Consider the following 21,429-nt stretch of genomic DNA (forward strand, 5'->3'; position numbering starts at 1 on the left):
GAGGCTTGCCGCCACCAGGCTGCCGTAGTCACGGGTATCGGTCAGATCGATAGTCTTCCCCTGGAAGACGGTCTGGGCCAGCATCCAGGCCATTGCCTGCGGATCAGGTGCGCTGATCACCTGCTGGAGCCTGAGGCGCACCTGAGTCACACGGGCAAGCCAGGACTGGAAGCTGAGGTTACCGTTCGAGCCGATGCCGTCTTTGCCAGCCATCAGGCCCATGAGCGGACCAAACACGCCGTCGAGCGGCCCTTTTGGCCCCTGCGCCTGTTCCATAAACTGTCTGGCGTTCTTGTTACGCCCCACCAGTTTTTTTGCCGAATCCACCAGAGAATCCGCAAGCCGCTCTCCTTTGGCCCCGCTCTGTCCCTGCCAAGCAAGCGTATTCATCAGCGCCACCAGAGGTGACTGACGCACATCCGCCAGCAGATTCAGCTGGGCAATGGCTTCCGAAAGCGAACCCGCTTCGTGCCACTGAATGCTGTTGGCCATATTGAGCCAGACGTTGCCAAAATCGGTGAAATAACGCGCCGTGAGGCGCTGTTTAAGCGCTTCCGGCGACACATCACTACCCGGCTGATGGGTCTTATCGGTTAGCACCCAGTCAATTTCGTCGCGGCGGGTCCTGACCACCTCATCAATCGCCTCCCCAACCTGTTCTTCCCACGCCTGGCGAGTGAACATCCCCGGCACCACTTCTTCAGAGGAGAACAGGGATGAAGCATCCGTGTCACCGGTCATGTCCGCCAGGGTTAAATCCGGCCAGTTACGAGCAATACGCCCGAGCATCTGCTGGTAAAGACCGGATTCAGCATTACGCTGACCAATCTGTTTGAGCAAAATCTGACGTACTGTGCCCACCAGTTCGAGGTCGGGGGTGATTTTCCACTCCGGATGTGCTGGCAGGTTCTGTGCATAGAAGCCGAGCAGCTTTGGCAACTGGGTGTGCCACACGCTGTCCGGCACGCCGCTGCGGTGCGGCCAGGCCTTCAGCATATTTTCAGCAAACCAGTCCCCGTCCGCTTTATCGGGACGTACGAGCATCAGATAGCCCTTGAGCAGGCCGTAGGTTTTCTGAGTGGCAGAAGTGCGCGCATCGCTGGCCGGTGGCAGTTGCACAAAGGCGGTGAGCTGGCGGTGAAGTTCTTCGGCCAGCGCATCACGCATCAGCTCCTGATTGTTGCGGGCATAAAGCGGCCAGAGCATCTTCAGCGTGTCGCTGTCCTGGTTCAGACCAAAACGGCTGTACCACGGCGCACCGTGCACTTCGCGGTTCTTCAGGCGGGCGATGGTCTGTTGCAGGGCCAGCTGGTTACGCAGACGTTCCGGCAGCGGCTGTTTTGTATCGGCGGCGATCCGGGCAGTCTCCTGGGCGAGCCAGATTTGGCTACGGTTGACACACAGCGACAGCAGCGTACCTGCTCCCCAGAGCAGAACCAACCCCAGCAGCGCCAGGCGAAGCACCTTTTGCCCGTGGAAGCCGATTTTACGGGCCTGCACCTGAAGGCTGTCTTTTTCCAGTGCCCGCCAGACCGGTGGTGACAGGCGTGTATGCGGCATTGTTCCGCTACCCGCCAGCAATGGGCTGAACATCACTCCGCGCAAACGGTAAGGGGCTGGCCCCGACATCAGCGTGGTGAGAAGCGGGACCAGGGAGCGACGCAACTCGCCACGCAGGGCTTTTGACAGGCTTAGCAGCCAGTGGTGCTGTGAATTCTCCAGGAGTGTCGCCACACCAGGGGGCTGTAATTTTGCCGAGAGCGCGGCCAGTGTTGAACGGGCCTCTTCTGTCGTTGCCCCCGGGCCGAACAGTGCTCCCGTAGGCGGCACGTCCTCCCCATCCCGGGCCCAGAGACCTTCCCGAACCAGCCACAGCCAGACCGGCAGTTGCCAGCCCAGCAGGGTATCGGTTTTCTGACGCACACGGACCAGCGTGTCCTGCTCCGCCGAATCCGGCAGTGCAGCCGCATTCATCACCTGCACCACGCCATCCAGTGGACGCTGCGGGCGCACCTCTTTCAGGGCGGACAAAAACTCGTCGTCCGGCACACTTTCCGCCAGGCCCCCGTGAATGAGCACAATCCCGTCACTCTCCTGCCAGTGGTCACGCTTCAGAGCTGGCACCACCTTTTCAATATCGCTGTCGCTGCCCTGCACCAGCAGCAGGCGTACTCTGGCTTTCCAGCGACGGCGGTAGCGCAGGTACAGATGATCGATAAGCGGTTGGGCGCTGAAGCTATTCTCAGCACGTTCTTTCTCATCAACGAAGGTATTTGCGGCGTTATCTTCAGGAGCGCTGTTGGTCCTATGCTTGTTATGCAGCCATGTGCCCTGGGCTCCCTTCCTGCCCGAAAAGAAGAACAGTTTCTCCAGCCCCCAAATCAGGGCCAATAAAATTACGCTGACGATCGCGCAGATCGTCACAATCCGTTCAGCAGGATACGGACCGAGCCCCAGACTGGCGGCAATGAAATCACCGCCGGTTGTCAGCACGAAGACAATAATCGCAGAGACAAAAATTATCGCCAGAACAGCGGGCCCCAGAAGGGATTTGGTTTTTGCCTTTTCTTTTTTTGCGCTGCTCATTCCCTGATAAGGTCCTTTTGTCGTTCTTCTGCCGTGATAGAGGTAAGCCAGATAGCATCACTCGCCGGATCCGGCTGAGCGGCAATCATCTGTGCACCCTGCTCCTGAACAACCGCCGTCGCCAGGGCGACGGCTATCCAGGGTGATGCGACACGGGTATACCCCAGAGTTGCATCAATACTCTTAATTTCGTCTGTCAGGCTGAGTGTGAGCGCGTTATCCTCACAGGACTTATTCAGCCCCGGCCTGTTAGTGACGGCTTCGCCACTGATCCATATTCCCTTGATACTATCCGGAGATAATTTCGCCCAGCGCAGTGAATGGGCCATATTACTGGTGAGTGTGTCGTGGTTGCTTTGCTGGGGACGATGCAGCCTGGCTGCATCAGGAAATTGATGGCTTTTACGGTTGCACAGCACCAGAGTGGTAATTGCTTCCGCATCATTTTCCGCCGGAGATGACCGCAGCACGAGGGTCAGAATGATTAACGCCGAAGGCTTATCCCAGCTGTTGTCCAGCCATTTATCCAGTGCATTCATTCCCTTCGCTGATAGTTGATGCAGCTCCCTTCCGGATTTCAGCGTCAGGAGTTGCAATATTCCGGCTTCGTCTTCGGTAGACAGACTTTCGTCACAGTCAAATATCAGCCAGCAGGGAAGTGTGTCAGGAAGCCGCTCCAGTGTGTTCTTCAGGCGGGCGGCGACTTTCTTAATGGCCTTTTTTACCGCATCAGGATCCGCATCAAAATCAGTTATCCGGGCATGCCTGACGGGAAGGCCACCACCACGCGGTATGCTGGTTTTCAGTAACGGCGTCATCAGTGCCATTGCAGCGACCAGACTTCCTGTGCCTCTCCCGGCCGGGCTCTGAACGAACGTGTCCAGCACCCAGGCAAAGCGCTGACCGCGCGCGATCTCCATGTCTTTCAGGCTTTCACATTCATAATTCCAGCCAGTTTCACCATTGAGTTCAAGCCGATAGCCGATATACCGCAATACCGCCAGGCCCCCCCAAAGGATAAAGGGCAAGCCCAAAGCGGTTAACCAGAATGCCCCCCCGCGCCTGTCTCCGGTCCATTGCCACACCGTCAGCGCCACGCCCACGAGCAGGATGGCAATCAGCAAAATAACCCAACGTAGTGCCACCGGACGCGAAATGTTGTCTTCACCCTCCGGGACTTCATCCAGGTAAATCGGCATATTCAGCCAACCTTCGCTGCGGAAAAGGAGCTTATCAGCGTACAGCCACAACCGCATTTATGGCCTTCAAAGGCCACCGAGGTCCCATCTTCATCCAGATAATTTGGATTGCCATCAACGATAGTGGTTTCCCCATGCTCGGGGCAGGAGACTTTATCCCCTTTGCGGGCAACGCCAATGCCACCGTACTTCATTGTCGTGGATGCAGTTAATACCGAACCGCCATGGGTCGTTTTATCCCCTTTACGAATAATCTTTAGCATTTCGATCTCGTCTTATATTAAATAATTAAATTCATAATGACGGAAAGAGATTACTGCGTTAACTGAACATAATAACCAGCCAGTGCATTAGCCCTTGAAATATTCTCTTCCATCCGACAAACGCTATATATTTGCAAAGCTGTTAAAAGCCTTGACTGTCGAACCAGTTCTCCCGGTAGCTAAGCCATGATTTTTTTGCAGGCTTGAATCGGGCTATTTCACTACTGGCGAATTCAGGATCGTTCTCATAACGGAATTTTATTAGCCGGATGATTTCTTTATACTATTTATCCATATTCGCCTTTGCTGCATCTGAAGGCAAAAACACCCCATCTCAATTGAGTTATTTACATCAGGGCTTTTTTTGCATTGCTCTTAAATCTGATAATAACCTTTGCTTGCAGCATTTAATATATAAGAAAAAAAGTTTTCGATGTTCATGAAGTGCTCACAAAAACATCACCGAATGCATATGCCACAACGACGGACCCAGCTTTATCAAGAATAAAGGAAAACCCGTCGGACATTTCAGATATAAAGGCTTGCTCTCACCTGCTTTCTCCGGATTTGTCAGGAAAATCGGCAAACTGTCATCAGCACTCAGGCATTCAATATGTACCTGATAACGGGAATCGTAACCGCCATCTTTTGGCACCTGGAAATATCCCAGATGACCAATACTGTCACCGGCACGGATCGGCTACGGTGTGGGGCATACTACCGTGTCGAACGCCATCGGCTCCGCATAAGGCGGCAACAAATGCGTCCACCATGACGGACGCGCAGCTGCACCTGATGACGGGACAAGATTATTCCTGTCTGTCAGGATCCAGTACTGCTGACCTTCCTTGAGGCCTGTCTTTGTCCCTTTGCCTTTTGCTCTATCCGACAAACTGTTAAAGGTCACAAGACCGTAACGACGACCATTGCTGCCAATCGTGTGCAGACTGCTGTCTGAGGCATCCCATTCAACATGAGCGCCTTTTGGAATAATGGCTGCGCGATATGAGTCACTGACGCTTTTGTTATCGGTACAGGCACTCAGAAGCCATTCAGGGCGGTAAGCCGACAGATTATCATTTACGATCCACTGCGTTTCGATTGCCTAAGAGTTTACTAAACTTTCATTCATCGCCTGTATCATATTCATCACCATTCCATTTAAGTATGTAATTAGGCCCACAAAAAATATCTCTCATTCCTTTATGCTTATTTTCGCTTACACCTAAAGATGTGCACATATATGATGCATCCACAGACTTCCCGTCATGCATTTTTATTTCGAATGTCATCATCGGTGATTCATTTAAAGAAGCAGAGCAATCCGCCTGGGCGCAGGTACCTGGTGGGGTAGAATCAGAGTATGTATATTCAATTGAATCCTTAGAGCCATCACCATATAAATCAGTATATACCTCCCCAGTTTCACCATCTGTGAAGCCTGCTGCTTTTAATTTACTTGCATCAAGCAATATTGTGATGGAATTTAATTGAGATGAGTGAGCACAACCACCAAAAATCAGTAACAACAACATCACCATTGGATTTTTATATTTCATATTTAATCAGCCTCTGGTATTCCTGGCCTATAGTTAAGCCTGATGTTTTCAGCTATTTCAGACTTGGTTATTTTACCATCTTTATTTATATCGTGGTAAAGGTTCTTATCGTAAGTACCGCCATCACCTTTTTGATAAATAATCCCATTAGGCTTTATCTTTATAGTCTTCGGACTAAAAATTGAATAATAAACATCTTCAAGAGACCACTCTTCTGTAGGAATATTAATGTTACGTGATTGCATCTGGAAATATTTCTTCACATATTCCATTTGTTGAACATGATCCATTCTACGGAGTTGTGGTATGGATGTCCCCAGCTCTTCTGCTGTTGCCTTCATGAATTGAATCAAACCAGTTGCTGATGAACCTGGATTTTTAATATCCGTTCTAAATGTCTTCCCTGTTTCGAGAGCTATACATGCCATAATGTAATTGGGGTCAATATTCAAATCATTTGAAACTTCCAAAAGTTTGGCTCTAAATGCAGATGTTTTATCTGCTCCGAATTTTTCAAAGAATTTTTTCATCCAAATAATTTTATTGCTGGATTTTAATGTTCCTAAAAACATCACCGGATGCATATGCCACAACAACGGACCCAGTTTTAATTTCCCGGCTTCCTGCATCCAGACCATCTTCTCAATATAGGCTTCACTGTACTCTTTCCATTCTGGCGCATCCTTCGTCAGATTATTCAGAAATGGCAGCCAGATTGAATCATCCTTCTTGTAGTACCACTCACTGGGGTGTTTCACGATCATCTTATTTTTAACATCGCGATAAGACGGGTTATGGACAGCACTCAGATATTCCTGACGTGAATAGGGACTGATACTGCCATCAATCCGGTTTAGCAGTCGTTGATAGTTATGAGGAACGGCGCGATGACTCACGCGGGTATCATTACTGGCGGCATGAAAAAGGCGGTCATAAAGCGTGCGAACCAGGCCCTTTGGCGGTGTTTTGCCATCAAGATGATCGAAGCCCGGTGCCTCGTCCACCGTGGTGGTGAACCCCAGTTTTTCGAGATCGTATTGCGACAGGGTTTCAACCGACGTGTTACTTTTCGGCACGTAGCCGTTCGCATACGGCAAAAACCAGTATTCCTGCTTCTCAGCATCCAGTTCTGTTTTCACCCGGCTCAGCTTTAAAAGTGCTTCGCCTGCTGTAACCCTGCCATCACTGACCATTGTCTTTGTATTTAAATCTTTCGAGAACAACGGCAAACCCGTCGGACATTTCAGATATAAAGGCGCGTTCTCGCCTGCTTTCTCCGGATTTGTCAGGAAAGTCGGCAAACTGTCATCAGCACTCAGGCATTCAATATGTACCTGATAACGGGAGTCGTAACCGCCATCTTTCGGCACCTGAAAATAACCCAGGTGGCCCACACTGTCACCGGCACCGATCGGGTACGGTGTGGGGCATACTACCGTGTCGAACGCCATCGGCTCCGCATAAGGCGGCAGCAGATGCGTCCACCATGACGGACGCGCAGCTGCACCTGATGACGGGACAAGGTTATTTCTGTCTGTCAGGATCCAGTACTGCTGACCTTCCTTGAGGCCTGTCTTTGTCCCTTTACCTTTTGCTCTATCCGACAAACCGTTAAAAGTCACAAGACCGTAACGACGACCATTGCTTCCAATCGTGTGCAGACTGCTGTCTGAGGCATCCCATTCAATCTGAGAACCTTTTGGGATTGTGGCTAAACGATAGGTGTTTCTGTTCTCAGCGTTGGCATCAGGAGTCCACTCACGGTGAAACACAGGCAGATTATCATTCACGATCCACTGCGTTTCGTTTTCACTGGACGCGTAAGCTGAGTAAGGTGCCAGATGCATATACAGCGTATAAAAATGCAGGCCGTTCTCTTTTTTCTCGCCCGGCTGAATGTAGTGCCGCACCAGAACAAAAGAACCCGACAGATGCAGCGGACCCGTTTCCCAGGGAACATTCAGGTAATCCCGACAAATACGGTACGCCACCACTTCCCCGTCCGCCATACAGCGAACGCTCTGCTCACCCTTAAAGGCCACCGGAAAATCCACCGCTTCAGAAGCCGCTTTGCCACTCAGTGCACACCACGGCGTGGTGGCATTCGTGATATGAATACCCCCGTGCCACAACCCGTTGCTTCCCAGCATGTACCAGCCGGACGCTTCACCTTCCAGGTGAGACATCACATCATCCTGGCTGGCAAAGTCACTCCCGCGATTACTGGATGGCACTGGCCAGCTGAATTCAGGTAATACCGACATTTCTGCTCCCTCAGTCGCCCAGTGGTCTGCTGGTCATTGTATTAATTTCGGCTGTTCCGGTCGTTTTAAAATCCGGCGCGGAGACGGGCATATCACCGCCAATGCCAGGCACCAGGTAATCCCGCACCTTCATCGTCAGGTCGCCTTTCGAGCCATGCTCAATGCCGCTGTCACTCAGTTTCAGGTAAGAGCCACCGCCATTTACCGTCAGTGTTTTGGGGGTACTGATAATAATTTCATCATCGGTGCTGGTAATCGTCAGTTGCTTCTGCGCACTCATATCGAGTGTGTTATGGCGGGAATGCATTTCCACATCACCGAGGTTCGCAATCAGCTTTGCTCCCTCTTTATGGACAAACAGCCCCAGCTCCCGCTCAGCACTGACGGAGACATTACCCATCGCGCCTATGTCCAGATGTTGTCCGGCATTGATCATCGTATTCTGTGCGCTGGTCAACTGAAGATGCTCACCCGAGGTTAACGCAATGCCCTGCGGGGCAGACGCCAGCATCACAGCTGACTGTAAATCCGCAATGCTCTGTGTCACCAGATTGTTTTGCGTCCGGATGTCGCTGAGCAGTGCCTTTGCCGCTTCAGCAGCATTATTCAGCGCCTGCATTTCACGGTTGGCCTGTTTGATCCGGTTCACGGCCGGTGCCATTTCCAGCATCTGACCTTCACCTTTTGCCTGCGCATCCGCAGTCAGAAACATCCCCCGTCCGGCACGTACTGCCCCGAACTCATCGGTGCGCAGCTCAAACCCGGTACCGCGTGGCTCACGCCGGGCATCCACCACATGGCCGCCGTTAAGCTGCGTTTTCCCGTAAGGTGTTGCCAGCTTGAAATGTTCTTCCTGACGCTTATCTTCCAGACGGAGTTTATTGTCCGCGGCCGTGCGCCAGATATTGCGCGTATGATTGTCACGCGTGACGTGGTCGGGGTGATCTGAATCGTGCCGGGCATACGCAATGTATGGCCGGTCCGGGTCACCGCCGTCAAACATCACCGCGACTTCGGTGCCATCAAGCAGCGGGGAGTGAAAGCCGTAGGTATCCCCGGCGTAGGGTTTCGCCATGCGCAGCCATAGGTAGGCATATCCCTGTTCGCTGTTGTTACGGTCAAAATCAAGCCGGACGCGGTAGCGCCCCTGATTATCGAGGTAGGCGTAAGTGTCATGTTTCTCATCGCTTTCCACCCGGGCAGGCAGAGAACCTGCTATCACCGGTCGGTTCAGCAGCGCCGGACGGAAGCAGACTGTTTCACTGTACGGGATGCCCGTAAAGCGCAACTGAAAACCCTTATTGCGTGCTCCGGAGGTGTGAACCCCGGTGATGACAATCCCGTCCCTGAGCGAATCAGGCAAACCGCTGCCCTGAGGCTCCAGTACTTCGCCCGGGGCCAGAATCGGGCTGCTCGCACGTCCCGTGACGATCTGCTGGATATTGAGGTAGCGCTCATGACGCAGGCGGGCATACCAGGCACCGCTCTCCGGCGTTTCCACATCCCCCTGACTCAGAAACGGCTCAGCGTAGTGATACACCTCACCGGTGGTCGCCGCCCCCTCCTGGCGAACCGACACGGAGCTGTCCTGCGGGGTCAGCGCATCGCGGTAGTTATAGTCGCGGGTGGCCACGCCGCCGGTGACCACGCGGTCTTTTGGCTGGATGTTCCAGACGCTCTCCTGTCCATTATCGCTGGTGCGTGACGGCGGGATAATGGGCAACTTCACGCCAAACTGATACTGCATCTGGCTGTCCTGGAAAATCACCACATCCTGCTCAATGTGGCCGTCCATCTCAAAGCGCCAGAAGATACCAACCTCCGCCAGCAGACGCTGAACAAACGCCAGGTCCGTTTCTCGCCACTGGGTAATGAGCTCACGAACCGGGTAGGTCTGCGACAGGCGGAATTCAAAATCCGCCCCTTCAAGACCGTGGGAACGCAGTATCTGCTCCACCACTTCCGGCACCGACTGATTCAGATACACCGCACAACGCCCGGAGTGCTGCATCAGGGCAATGCGTGGCACGAGTCGTAGGGCATAGGTGATTTCATCACCCGACACGGAGATGCGGCGAAACGTATCTACCACACCATATATCGTGCGCACCGGCACGGCTGGCGTGCCGTCATAGAGCGGCGTCTGGAAGGTAAAAGACGCGGGTTTCAGCATCAACTCACTGCTGGCAATGCTGGCCGCACAGGTGACCGTGACGTCATAACGCCACGGCTGGCTCAGAGTATCACTGGCACGAAAGCGCAGGACGTCGAGAAAATGCGGGCAGTCATGGACGTCCACACGATAGCGTGACAGCCCCAGCGCTTCATCGATTTTCTTCTGTGTCAGACTGATAACATCACTAACCATCTTTTACCTCCCTCACAGAGCACCTGCAACCGTCCATTAATTATCACCAGTAAGGAAAGCGATGCGGTCATTGGTCATTCTTATCTGGCACTGATAAATTTCAATACGATGTTTAATATCTACATTATTCGATTCTGCATCCGACAATTTTCCGCATTTAGCTACTTTTCCATTAACCCATGCCACTTGTTCTTTTTTCAGTGCATTTCGCGAGGAGTCCGGAAGCTCTCGCCATACTGAATTAAGGTTACTATCGGAGTTTTTATATTCAGCCTTAGCAGAATCCAGGTTATCTTTTGCCTGAGCATTAATAATCTGACTTTTATTAACGGATAACACACTTATATTGAACAGTGCATCAGATAAATCAGTGCGGTTAAACTGACTAAAGATGACATCTTTACCGTTATCAGCAAGTTTGGCACGGTAACTGACACCGCTCCAGACCACGCTTCCATTATTGAGTTTTCCATAGCTACCTGTAATGAAGTGCAAATAGTTTGGATCGCTACTCACCACATCCAACGCTTCCTGTGGCACTTTTACTGCAATGGTTGCGCTGCAATTCAGACCATAGCTGTCTTTACCAGACGTAGAGACATTAACCACGCCAACCACCAGGCTGTTAAGTTTATTCTGATAGTCGGCAACGGGTTGATCATAACTGTATTTAGACTTTGTCAGGTAATCACTTTGCAGCAAGCCCGAAGCTTCGCTAAGAAAATAATCAGAAAGGGTTTTAACAGTATCTTCTCTGCCACATTTAAAATCATCAGATGAACTGAAAAATCCCGCATAAGCATTTGCTGTACAGGTAAGAGCAATAACCACCGGGACAAATTTTATAAATTTCATTTGTTGCTTCCTTTCATTAGCAGTAATAGCAACACTCCGTTGCCAGTAATAAGTAATTCGACTCTGCGCTATGATTTCTTAGCATTAAATTCCAGACCAATCCCCTCTTCGTCATTCCAGCCAAGCGTCAGGGAGTGTGGTTTTTGTTTCGCCGCCATATAAGCCAGCAACTGTTGGCTCAGCACCGGCAGAATTTGTTGATTGAGCAGACTGTCGACGTTGCGCGCCCCGGTGTCCGGCAGCAGACAGGCGGCGGTCAGTGCGTCATACAGGCTCTCATCAATCTGCGTGGTCAAACCGTAGTGACGGTGTAAGCGCGTGCTGACCTGTGACAGCTTCATTTCCACGATGGTGCGCATCGCCGCTTCCGCCAGAGGACGATAAATCACCGTCTGGAAGCGCGCGAGCAGTGCAGGCTGGAAGTGGTCACGTAAAATCGGGCGCAGCAGCTCGTGCAGGTCGCCTTCGGTGGCGTCCGGCTGTTCATTCAGCAGCTGCATCAGGTGGTCGCTGCCGAGGTTGGAGGTCATCAGAATCACGGTGTTGCGGAAGTCGATTTCGCGCCCTTCCCCGTCGCGCATAAAGCCGCGGTCGAACACCTGGTAGAACAGGTTCATCACCTCACGGTGCGCCTTTTCCACCTCATCCAGCAGCACCACGCTGTACGGACGCTTGCGTACCGCTTCGGTAAGAATGCCGCCCTGACCGTAACCCACGTAACCCGGCGGGGAGCCTTTCAGCTGTGATACGGTGTGCGGCTCCTGGTACTCCGAAAGATTGATGGTGATAAGTGACTTCTCACCGCCGTACAGCACATCCGCCAGCGCCAGTGCGGTTTCAGTTTTACCCACCCCGCTCGGGCCGACCAGCAGAAACACGCCCTGCGGGCCGCTCTCAGAGGTGAGGCCGGTCTTGGCCGCGCGCAGGCGTTGAGCGATGGCCTCAAGTGCCACATTCTGGCCGACCACACGTTTGCCAGTTTCGTTTTCCAGCGTCAGCAGTTCGGTCTGTTCGTCCTTCATCAGGGAAGAGAGTGGCACACCGGTCCAGTCGGCTATCACACTGGCAACCGTGCGGGTGTCCACATCCACCTGAATCAGCGCGTCACCCTGCTGCGCCTGCACCAGCTGCTGTTGCAGGTTGGTAATTTCAGCCTGCTGGCTGATGTTCTGTCGGCTGGCCATCAGCTGCTGCGCAATGTCCTTTTCCACAGCAAAACGCGTTTCCTGCTGTTCAAGGGTGGTTTTCAGCGCGTTGCGCTGCTGCTCAATGACATTCAGCCGGTCATCATGATGGCTACTGCCGGCGGCGATATCGTCCCGCAGCGCCTGCTCTTCCAGCGCCAGCGCGGTGAGTTGTGCTTTGAGGTACACAATGGCTTCCGGGACGGTGTCGAGGCTGATGCGTACACGGGCGGCGGCGGTGTCGAGCAGGTCAACGGCCTTGTCCGGCAGCTGACGTCCGGTCAGATAGCGGCGGGAAAGCGTGACAGCAGCACGGACCGCATCGTCGGTGATGTGCACGTGGTGGTGTTCTGCGTAGCGCGATTTCAGGCCACGCAGCATCAGACAGGCCGTGTCGTCGTCAGGCTCGTCCACCAACACCCGCTGGAAGCGACGCTCCAGCGCGGCATCGCGCTCGAAATATTGTTTGTACTCGCTCCAGGTGGTCGCGGCGATGGTGCGCAACTCACCGCGTGCCAGTGCCGGTTTCAGCAGATTCGCGGCATCCGCGCCACCGGCCTGATTACCCGCGCCAATGAGGGTGTGCGCTTCATCGATAAACAGCAGGATGGGTGTCTGTGACTGTTGCACCGCATCAATGACATTTTTCAGACGCTGTTCGAACTCGCCTTTTACACCCGCCCCTGCCTGCAACAGCCCCAAATCGAGGGTACGCAGAGTCACCAGTCTGAGGGATTCAGGGACGTTGCCTTCGGCGATACGCAGCGCCAGGCCCTCTACCAACGCCGTTTTACCGACGCCCGGTTCCCCGACCAGTATTGGGTTGTTCTTGCGACGACGGGAGAGGATATCCACCATCTGGCGGATTTCGCTGTCACGGCCAAACACCGGGTCGATATTGCCCGCTTTCGCTTTGGCGGTGATGTCGAGGGTGAATTTATCCAGCGCGTTCTGCAATGCCGGGTTCAGTTCACCGTCTTTCACTTCCGCTCCCACCGGACGACCAACAAACTCCACTTCACCACCGTGGCTCCGGGCCAGCTCTGCTTCCTGCTGTACTTCTGGTCGTTCCTCAGATTGCGCGTCCAGCAGCGGACGCAGGCGGGAGAGTTGGCTCATCCCCAGCGTCAGCAGCGGCCACAACCCGTCACAGTGGGCAAGTCGCTGGTTTTCCGTCAGCGCCATCAGCAGGTGAACGCTACGGATCTGCTCTTCGCCTGCCAGCGAGGCCAGCATCCAGGCTTCCTGCATCAGTTTCTGGATATCGGCGGATAACTGCGGGCGTTGACGTACCGAACGTGGCTGCCTGTCCAGCCAGCCCAGCAAATCCTGCCAGATGGCGTCCATATCCCACTCGTAGCGACGGGCCAGCACCGTCAGGTCACCCTCCCCCTGCTCCAGCAGTTTCAGCAGCCAGTGCTCCGGTAGGATTTCAGCATGGGCGCGGGTCTGGCACAGGGAGGCGGCCCCTTCCATCGCGCGGGCGCAGTAAGGGTTCAGACGTCGAAGGAGGATTGCCGGGTTTTCCATGTTTGCTTGCTCACTGTTGAGGACCATTCAGGCACGCTACCGCCTCTGGCCGTTACCGAGGCCCATAAGGTCTGTTTCCGGGATGTAATACTGCTTTGCTCAACACCCGCCACGCAGGCGTTCAGCAAAAAACGGGCAGAATGGGCTGCCCGTCCGCTTAAGAGGATTACGCTAAATAGTTCGTGTCACAGGAAGGCGGCAAGATCATGAGTCCCCGGGAGCATAGCCAACTATGTGACCGGGGCGAATGAACGCAGCCAACGCACCTGTGGCGCGAAATATGACGCGTAATCAGGCGGTGGCGCGTTCGTTCCACGAATCGGAATGAATGATGTTGCCGTCTTTATAGGTCCAGGTGATTTTTTCGTAACGCAGCTCGATCTGCTCAAGGTGGTTATGCTTCTCGTAAGCAGGATCCTTGATGTCGTGCATCACCGGATTCACTTTCACCACTTTCACGTTCTCGAGCCTGGTGTTGAAGTACTCCACTTCCTGGCCCGCGTCGTTGATTTTGTACCACCTGAATTCCGCAGACTTGAGGGTCTGACCGGTGGTGACCGCCTTGTAGAGGTACGGGCTGGAGGAGTCGATTTCCTTGGTGAACAGGAACGGGGTGTGGATACGGGTGCCGGTCAGCTTGCCGGTGTTGTTGTCGGTCGGGATGTACAGGTTGTGCTGCTGAGCGACAACTTCGATGCTGCCGTCACGATCCTGAACGTCCACAGACCCTTTAATGTCCGCGCCGCCGTCGTCTTTCAGCCAGAGATAAACAGGTATTGCCATGAGAATTTCTCCATTTGTACACTTCATCCTTCAGACTGCCTCTTTGTTGGCTGCCTTCATTCGCCCCGCTCACAGAGTTATCTCTGTTCCCGGGATTCACTCAGTTGCCGCCGCGATGCAGCCCGAATGATTTTGTGTATCCTTTTTACGAAGCGTCATCATCCTGCGATGACGCTGAGGGTTTGCCCGGTTTCTGACAGGCATCAGCCTGCGGCACCAGACTGATTTCGACACGGCGGTTAAGCGCACGGCCTTCCGGGGTGTCATTGGTTGCGATCGGACGGCTCTCGCCATAGCCCTGCACCGCAAAACAGCTTTCCGGCACGTCACCGGTATCACGCATCCAGTCGCGTACCGCTTCAGCTCTTTTCAGGGACAGCGTCTGATTCAGTTTCGGGTTACCGGTGTTATCCGTGTGACCCGCGACAACAATCAGCCAGCCCGGCTTCGCCTTAATCCCCACCAGCGAATTGACCAGCATTCTGGTGGAGCCGGTTTTCAGCGCCGACTTACCCGAATCGAACAGCGACATGCTGTCGAGGCGCAGGGTTTTCGGCACAGGTTTGGGTTTCGGCTGCGGTTTCGGCGGTGGCGGCGGAGGCACCCAGGTATCAATGGCCCGCTGCACGGCCAGCCACAGGCGGTCACCCGGGTACAGCCCGAGCCCGTAACGGTAGGGTTCCCCCTGACGCTGCCAGCGCTCCAGCATCAACACATCCTGCTGGAGAACATGCAGGGCCTGCGCTTTCGGGGCATAGTGGCTCATCGGGATAGCCTGCCAGCGCTGAAGATCGGCACTGACCTTGCGGATGAGCGACTGGTTATGGCGCACGGACAAAGCAATGGCGCTAAGGGCACAGAACAGCAGAATCACCACCACCCACCGACCGGTTTTTCCGTCCTGTAACGGCGTCGTATAAGGTGCCAGCAGGGGAAGGAGCGCATCGGCAAAATGCCAGCGCGGCTCATACGCCGTGGCACGACCGGCCGGGGCAATACGGGTCTGACGAAACAGATGCTGCTGCCACAACGCACCCATCGACGTGGGTATCGATCCCAGACGCAGGGTGACAGCAAACGGCAGCACGGGCGGACACAACCTGTCTGCTTTACTCAGTTCATCCAGCATTATGGCCTGAAGCAGCGCTGTCGCCTGAGCCAGGTACGGCTGAATAAAGGCCGTCTGCAACGACTGCTGCCATTCGCTGAGAGTGATTACAGGTTCTTCCTCCGGACACACCAGCGCCGTGTTGCCCCGCATCACTACCCATGGCGTTTCCGGGCCGCTGAATTCAGCATTCAGGACCACCGGCACAGGACAGCCGGTCAGGTCCCGCAACGATTTCATTTGCAGACGCAACGCTTTAAGTGAGGCGCGCAGTAATGCCTCATCCTTATGCTGGTCCGGCAGGCAGCGGTATATCACGGTGAGCTGCCCGGCCATCGTCGGGGTGCGGACCAGCAGACGCCCGGCAAAAGGCGTGAGCCCGGTTAGTTCCGCTATCCGAAGATACCAGCCCTGCGCCGTACCCCGTCCCGGACCTGCGGCAAACATAGCATCATCCACATCACCGCAGACCAGCACCACCGGCCCGCTATGGCTTTCAGGCGGGAATTCGCCCGTTTCATCGACCTGCTGTAGATGACGATAACGCCGATGGATAAAGACATAAGAAACCAATAGCACGACCAGCGTCAGGACCGATTTACCGGTGCCCGGCCATGCGAGAAATCCCCACACCAGCCACGACCCAGTGACAAGGCACAGCAATACTGGCAGGGCAGCCCGGGCAAGTGTTGGTCCGCGCATCAGCGGTGCTCCGGCAATTGCTGGTGCAGCATCTCATGCAGCCACAGATGACCACCCAGCCACACCGCCCCCGTCAGGATTACCGCCAGCGCCATCCAGAACCAGACGGACCGCAGCAGGTTGTAACGACGTCGTCCGGTTCTCAGCAGGACCAGTGACACCCCGCTCTCCAGCGGGGGTACGCGTTCATTCAGGGCGGCGATCACCTCATCACGCTGCGACTGTCCCACACCGGAGAGGCTGTACTGTCCCTGGAACCCCAGCGCCAGCACCCGCTGGTAGCAGGCGAGCACCGCAGGCTCCGGCGCGGGCTGACGCAGCACCTCCGCGATACGGTCATATACGGCCCCGCCCGCTCCCAGGGATCCAAAGTAGACCGCCTGGAGCGGCGCAGAACGCCAGACGCGTTGCCCGGCGTCAAGGGTCATATTCAGCGCATCGGGTGCATGGTCGCCGGATACCGCCACTTCCACATTTTCCGCTCGCCGACCCTCCGGCTTCCGGTTCATAACGGTTTCGTCCAGCAGAGCGCACTGGGCATAGGTAATGTGATCAATATTTTCAGCACCCAGCCCCGCACGCTCCAGCGCCTCGCGCACGCTTTCCACCTGCGTTTTGCAGGCCGCATACAGCGCCGGACCGTCCGTCACCTCCCCGCCGTGGCGCAGCTGCGCCACGGTAAGCCAGGTCTGCGCCATCAGGGCATCAATATCAATAACCTTATTCATGAGCGCAGCACCGCGAACAGTTCAAGCTCCAGTTCGCCAAGCAGGGACGGAACGTAAAAGACGCACACGCCCTGATCCAGCATTTCGCGGGCCGCCGGACTTGCCATATCCAGCACAAAGTACTGGTTTTCCAGACGCAGCGGCAATGCAGCCGGGACGCGGCTCAGGGCAATAAGACCAATTCCCTCGACGGCCACGCCGGACACTTCGCCGACATTTGCCGGGGCACCGGCAATACACATCTCTGCGAACCGTTCGGCAATCTGCCATGCTGGCTGACTGGCCCGCACGGAGAGGTAGAAATCCGCTTCATCACGCAGACGGATATCATGCAGTACCGCTTTCCAGGTCTCCGGATCCAGACGGTCCATTCTGACCGCCACCACACGTGAAGGCAGGCTGGCGTCCAACAGTTCACTGATAAGATCAAACAGAGGCGGGAAGGTCTTTTCCGCTGCGCGATGGTCGTAGCCCGGAATGGCATCCAGGTCATGCTCCAGCGAAAAAGTCAGCATACTGCCAGCCAGACGCGCCAGCTCTGCCCAGACCTGCTCAGGGTGCCGGTTCGGAAAACGTTCAAACTCGGAGAGAACCCGGGCATGGGAGTTCAGGGCATTCAGCAGCCAGAAGAGCGAGACATCTGCCACCGCAAAATCAGCCATCCGCTCATTGCTTTCACGGCGCATGGCCATCAGACGCTGGCGACGGGATCGCAGTTGGCGATTCAGTAGCGCAAGGCGCTCACACAGCCCGCGACTGGCTGAGAACAGCGCCATCGGCGGGATAAAATCCGGGTCCTGACGCCAGCCACCCTGTCCGTCCCGCAGCAGCCGGGCAACCGCACAGGTTTCCCAGGCGCTGTTATCCTCTTGGTCAAAGCGGAAAGCCAGATTAAAGCGGGCCACTGCCATTGACTCTTCATCCTGGCCGAAGCGATCACTGATGGTTTCCCAGGCCTCAACATAGCGCAGCGGACGTTCTGCCGACTGTGCGTTGGTTTGCACGTTGACTATCCCCGCCTGCATAACCGGCAAGGCAACATACACCGTGACCGCCGCATTACCGCCAGAGGCAGGGACCCCCACTTCACGCGGCGGCGGTGGCAGGTCACTCTTGCGGGTATCAACCAGCGTGTCATCCGGTAGCCACAACAGCAAGGAGTGCGCCTGGATCCGCCCGGAAGCCAGCATCGCATCGTCGAGCTCAACATGCCCGACGCCCCAGGGGAATGCACTGCCACGGACAGAGACATGCGCCCGGGAGTGAGCGTCCCACTCAGACTGCTGCTGAAACTGCTGGGGGCTAAGCAGAGCCCCTTCATTCCATAACGGACGATGAATTTTCATCCCTGATTTCCCCTCGCCTTACGATTTCGCCTTCGGCATCTGGGAAACCAGTGACAGGTTGACGTCCATCCCCTCCACCTGGAAGTGCGGTATCGCGTACAGCTTCACGCGGAAGAAGCCCGGATTATCCTCAATGTCTTCCACCACCACTTTCGCATCGCGCAGCGGCTGAGAAGCCTGCAACTCATCGCCCGGATCGGTCATTTCGGTGACCAGACCGCGCACCCAGGTATTCAGTTCCAGCTCCAGCAGACGGCGATCCTTCGTCGTGCCAATGTTTTCACGCTGAATCAGCTTCAGATAATGTGCGATACGCGACAACAGGAAAATGTACGGCAGGCGGGCATTGATACGACTGTTGGCCGTCGCATCCGCAGTGTCATACACTGCCGGTTTCTGCGTGGAGTTCGCCGAGAAGAAGCAGCTGTAATCGCGATTTTTATAGTACGACAGGGGGATAAAGCCCAGACTGGCGAACTCAAATTCGCGGGTTTCCGGGATCATCACCTCACTCGGGATCTTCACCTGATTACCGGTGCCAAGATCGTACAGATGGATTGGCAGGTCCTGCACCGCACCACCGGCCTGTGGGCCACGGATTTGTACGCACCAGCCGTTGTTAATGAAGCTTTTCACCATGTTGGAGGCAAAGGCAAACGAGGCGTTGGTCCACAGATATTTGTCGTGATCCGGCCCCTTTACTTCTTCGACATAGTTAAAGCTGCGCACCGGTACGGTGTCCGGGCCATAAGGCAGACGACCCAGCACACGCGGCATCACCAGGCCGATATAGCGGGCATCTTCCGTCTCGCGAAAGGATTTCCACTTGATATATTCAGCACGGTCAAAGTAGTTACCGATATCCTTAATCGCCGCCACATCTTCCATGGCGTCCTTGAGGAAAAATTTCGGACCGGCGGAGCCGATAAACGGCATATGGGCTGCGGCAGAGACTTTAGAGATGTTGCGCAGCAGCGTGACATCCTGTGCTGATGCATCAAACTCATACGCAGAAATCAGCGCCGCAATCGGCTCTCCACCCGGCGTATCGTACTCATCGATGTAGGTGTGTTTATACAGTCCGCTCTGGATAATTTCCGGGCTGTCTTCAAAGTCCTGGCGCAGCTCTTCTTTGGACATGTCCAGCAGTTCAACTTTTACGTTCTGGCGGAAATCGGTTTTGTCGACCAGCGATTTTACGCCGCGCCACAGGCTCTCCACCGCCTGGAATTCTTCGCTGTGCATCACCGCATCGAGCTGACGGCTAATCTGGTAGTCCATCCCGGCGATATGATGGTCAATCAGGTTCTTGTCGAGTTTTTCAACTTTTGAGCCGGCTTTGCTCAGGCATTCCAGAAAGACCTGCATCCCGGCGGTTAAACGTTCATCCGCCGTCGCATCCGACATCGCCTGCGTATCCTGCCAGATATCCAGTGCGCTCAGTCGTGATACCGGGTTCAGGTTGATTTTCTCAAATAGGGATGCATAAACCCCAGCGGAGGCAGGACGTTCCAGCACCAGACTCTCGCCACCAGCCACATTCTCATTTTTCACAGACATCAACATCTTCCTTAATTAATCCGTTAAAACAGGGCGATCGTTATGCCTCTTTCGCGGCCAGAGCAGACAGCTCAGATCGGAGTTCTGCGCTTAACGCCGGGTCGAGCAGGATTTTTTCCAGCTCTTTGCGGAAAGCCAGGTTATCCAGCAGGTTAGCCCTTAAATCACGCAGTAAATTGCGCATGGAAAGCATCGCCTTCAGCTGAGGTATTTGCCGGGAGACCTGCTCCGGGGTGAAATCCTGCATGCTGCGGAAGGTCAGACTGATGTTCTCTTCACTGCCGTCACCAGCCAGCGTGTTTTTAACGGTGAGGTTTACTTTTGGAGAGTATTCGGAAAGGACGGCGTTAAAGTTATTTTTATTCAGATTAACTTTTTTACGCGCGGATAATGGCGAGGACGCCTGGCCATTACTGAAATCGCCCGCTACCAGTAATTTCAGCGGGAGCTCAGTTTTCCTGCCTGATCCACCGGTATGCAGATCGAGTTTTAAATTAATACGTGCCTTAGGAATTTCGGACTGAAAGGAAGAGTCAGACATGGCGGTCCCTGTTCTGTGGAGTGACAGAAATGGTCAATGCCAGTGATAAATTAATATGAAAGGCAAATCCAGCCAGAATATCTTCCCGGTTCACGTCATCCGACGTGAATAATAATACTGGAGCCAAAAGCGAACGTATTCCATCACCAGCAAGTCGACACTGTATTTTTGAGTATTTATCTGAAATAAAAAAATTCGGACAACACCCAATTGCTGAAGTTTATGAAACGTCATGCAGCCAGAGGAAATGAAAATTTGTAACATAAATTTACAAAAATTGAATTTAACAAAATAGGATCATCTACATATTTTATAGGAACTTTCTCAAAAAAATCCATTCAGACCTTATGGGGCAAGACGTTCATTAAATGATCAATTTAATTCAGACTGTAAATCAGAGGAAATACCATCGTTAAGGTTAAATATTTGATTTTCTGTTTTTATCAAAAATGAGAAGTGCGGCGTGAATAAGCATGTAAAAAAACAGAAGCGGTGTCAGAGTTTCCACCGCTTTATATTTTTTAATTAAACCGGGCTGATTTTTTTCAGTTAAAAAAACTCACGACTCCTCATCACGCATCTTGCATACCCGTGCTGGTTCGATTTTCATCGCGCATTTTTCCCCAAAACGCCTGTGCCAGTGACGCTACCCCACTGACAAATACCAGCGTCCGGGATCATCAGCGATGGTCTGTCAGCAAAGATATGTTGGCCAGAACAACGCTGGCAGATTTTCTCTTCAGCTCTATACTCAGAACCAGGGTGATGGCGTTCCACCTTTCCCAACCGCTCCATTCCGGAGCTGATGACGCCTGATGTAACTCTTGACTTTCAGGAGGTGCGTTAGGCCATC

The 21,429-nt window shown here is 54.1% G+C and carries 14 protein-coding genes and 1 riboswitch; all 14 genes read right to left on the bottom strand.

The window, feature by feature from the left end; genetic code table 11:
* Positions 1-2,586 (bottom strand): ImcF-related family protein (locus BG55_RS17515; protein WP_034940252.1); only part of this gene is annotated, 2,586 nt, incomplete at its 3' end.
* Positions 2,583-3,785, bottom strand: coding sequence for a KPHS_23130 family T6SS system protein (locus BG55_RS17520; RefSeq protein WP_034940329.1), 1,203 nt, complete (start codon positions 3,783-3,785; stop codon positions 2,583-2,585). The genes BG55_RS17520 and BG55_RS17515, both read right to left, overlap by 4 nt.
* Before the next feature lie 2 nt (positions 3,786-3,787).
* Positions 3,788-4,048, bottom strand: a complete 261-nt coding sequence (locus BG55_RS22075; protein WP_071995052.1) for a PAAR domain-containing protein — start codon at positions 4,046-4,048, stop codon at positions 3,788-3,790.
* Between the two features lie 1,124 nt (positions 4,049-5,172).
* A complete protein-coding gene (locus BG55_RS17530) occupies positions 5,173-5,607 on the bottom strand; it encodes a hypothetical protein (protein ID WP_034940256.1) in 435 nt (144 codons plus the stop codon).
* 2 nt (positions 5,608-5,609) lie between these two features.
* Positions 5,610-7,871 carry a hypothetical protein gene (locus tag BG55_RS17535; RefSeq protein ID WP_052018930.1) on the bottom strand — a complete coding sequence of 754 codons (2,262 nt, stop codon included), beginning with the start codon at positions 7,869-7,871 and terminating at the stop codon, positions 5,610-5,612.
* A gap of 10 nt (positions 7,872-7,881) precedes the next feature.
* Positions 7,882-10,239 carry a type VI secretion system Vgr family protein gene (locus BG55_RS17540; protein ID WP_034940258.1) on the bottom strand — a complete coding sequence of 786 codons (2,358 nt, stop codon included), beginning with the start codon at positions 10,237-10,239 and terminating at the stop codon, positions 7,882-7,884.
* 36 nt (positions 10,240-10,275) lie between these two features.
* Positions 10,276-11,094 carry a lysozyme inhibitor LprI family protein gene (locus tag BG55_RS17545; protein WP_034940259.1) on the bottom strand — a complete coding sequence of 273 codons (819 nt, stop codon included), beginning with the start codon at positions 11,092-11,094 and terminating at the stop codon, positions 10,276-10,278.
* Between the two features lie 68 nt (positions 11,095-11,162).
* Positions 11,163-13,808, bottom strand: a complete 2,646-nt coding sequence (gene tssH / locus BG55_RS17550) for a type VI secretion system ATPase TssH (protein WP_034940261.1) — start codon at positions 13,806-13,808, stop codon at positions 11,163-11,165.
* Between the two features lie 291 nt (positions 13,809-14,099).
* Entirely contained in the window at positions 14,100-14,591 is a 492-nt protein-coding gene (hcp, locus tag BG55_RS17555; protein ID WP_034940262.1) for a type VI secretion system effector Hcp, read from the bottom strand.
* 145 nt (positions 14,592-14,736) lie between these two features.
* Positions 14,737-16,401, bottom strand: a complete 1,665-nt coding sequence (locus BG55_RS17560) for an OmpA family protein (RefSeq protein ID WP_034940264.1) — start codon at positions 16,399-16,401, stop codon at positions 14,737-14,739.
* Complete coding sequence (tssL, locus tag BG55_RS17565) at positions 16,401-17,129, bottom strand: type VI secretion system protein TssL, short form (RefSeq protein ID WP_034940266.1); 729 nt, start codon at positions 17,127-17,129, stop codon at positions 16,401-16,403. Before tssL ends, BG55_RS17560 begins: the two co-directional genes overlap by 1 nt.
* Positions 17,126-18,475 carry a type VI secretion system baseplate subunit TssK gene (gene tssK / locus BG55_RS17570; protein WP_034940267.1) on the bottom strand — a complete coding sequence of 450 codons (1,350 nt, stop codon included), beginning with the start codon at positions 18,473-18,475 and terminating at the stop codon, positions 17,126-17,128. The genes tssL and tssK overlap by 4 nt, the downstream gene beginning before the upstream one ends.
* An 18-nt stretch (positions 18,476-18,493) precedes the next feature.
* Entirely contained in the window at positions 18,494-20,041 is a 1,548-nt protein-coding gene (gene tssC, locus BG55_RS17575; protein ID WP_034940269.1) for a type VI secretion system contractile sheath large subunit, read from the bottom strand.
* A gap of 34 nt (positions 20,042-20,075) precedes the next feature.
* Positions 20,076-20,576, bottom strand: coding sequence for a type VI secretion system contractile sheath small subunit (tssB, locus tag BG55_RS17580; RefSeq protein ID WP_034940270.1), 501 nt, complete (start codon positions 20,574-20,576; stop codon positions 20,076-20,078).
* 752 nt (positions 20,577-21,328) lie between these two features.
* Positions 21,329-21,398: riboswitch (Fluoride riboswitch) on the top strand.
* The last annotated feature ends 31 nt before the right edge of the window (positions 21,399-21,429 follow it).

Origin of the sequence: Erwinia mallotivora, assembly GCF_000590885.1 — a bacterium.
Taxonomy (GTDB): domain Bacteria; phylum Pseudomonadota; class Gammaproteobacteria; order Enterobacterales; family Enterobacteriaceae; genus Erwinia; species Erwinia mallotivora.

What these genes read in the sequence shown, in the direction of transcription:
- tssK (WP_034940267.1), bottom strand. Translation starts at nt 18,475, where the DNA reads ATGAAAATTCATCGTCCGTTATGGAATGAAGGGGCTCTGCTTAGCCCC.
- BG55_RS17535 (WP_052018930.1), bottom strand. Translation starts at nt 7,871, where the DNA reads ATGTCGGTATTACCTGAATTCAGCTGGCCAGTGCCATCCAGTAATCGC.
- BG55_RS17540 (WP_034940258.1), bottom strand. Translation starts at nt 10,239, where the DNA reads ATGGTTAGTGATGTTATCAGTCTGACACAGAAGAAAATCGATGAAGCG.
- BG55_RS17560 (WP_034940264.1), bottom strand. Translation starts at nt 16,401, where the DNA reads ATGCGCGGACCAACACTTGCCCGGGCTGCCCTGCCAGTATTGCTGTGC.
- BG55_RS17530 (WP_034940256.1), bottom strand. Translation starts at nt 5,607, where the DNA reads ATGAAATATAAAAATCCAATGGTGATGTTGTTGTTACTGATTTTTGGT.
- BG55_RS17520 (WP_034940329.1), bottom strand. Translation starts at nt 3,785, where the DNA reads ATGCCGATTTACCTGGATGAAGTCCCGGAGGGTGAAGACAACATTTCG.
- BG55_RS22075 (WP_071995052.1), bottom strand. Translation starts at nt 4,048, where the DNA reads ATGCTAAAGATTATTCGTAAAGGGGATAAAACGACCCATGGCGGTTCG.
- hcp (WP_034940262.1), bottom strand. Translation starts at nt 14,591, where the DNA reads ATGGCAATACCTGTTTATCTCTGGCTGAAAGACGACGGCGGCGCGGAC.
- tssH (WP_034940261.1), bottom strand. Translation starts at nt 13,808, where the DNA reads ATGGAAAACCCGGCAATCCTCCTTCGACGTCTGAACCCTTACTGCGCC.
- tssL (WP_034940266.1), bottom strand. Translation starts at nt 17,129, where the DNA reads ATGAATAAGGTTATTGATATTGATGCCCTGATGGCGCAGACCTGGCTT.
- BG55_RS17545 (WP_034940259.1), bottom strand. Translation starts at nt 11,094, where the DNA reads ATGAAATTTATAAAATTTGTCCCGGTGGTTATTGCTCTTACCTGTACA.
- tssC (WP_034940269.1), bottom strand. Translation starts at nt 20,041, where the DNA reads ATGTTGATGTCTGTGAAAAATGAGAATGTGGCTGGTGGCGAGAGTCTG.
- tssB (WP_034940270.1), bottom strand. Translation starts at nt 20,576, where the DNA reads ATGTCTGACTCTTCCTTTCAGTCCGAAATTCCTAAGGCACGTATTAAT.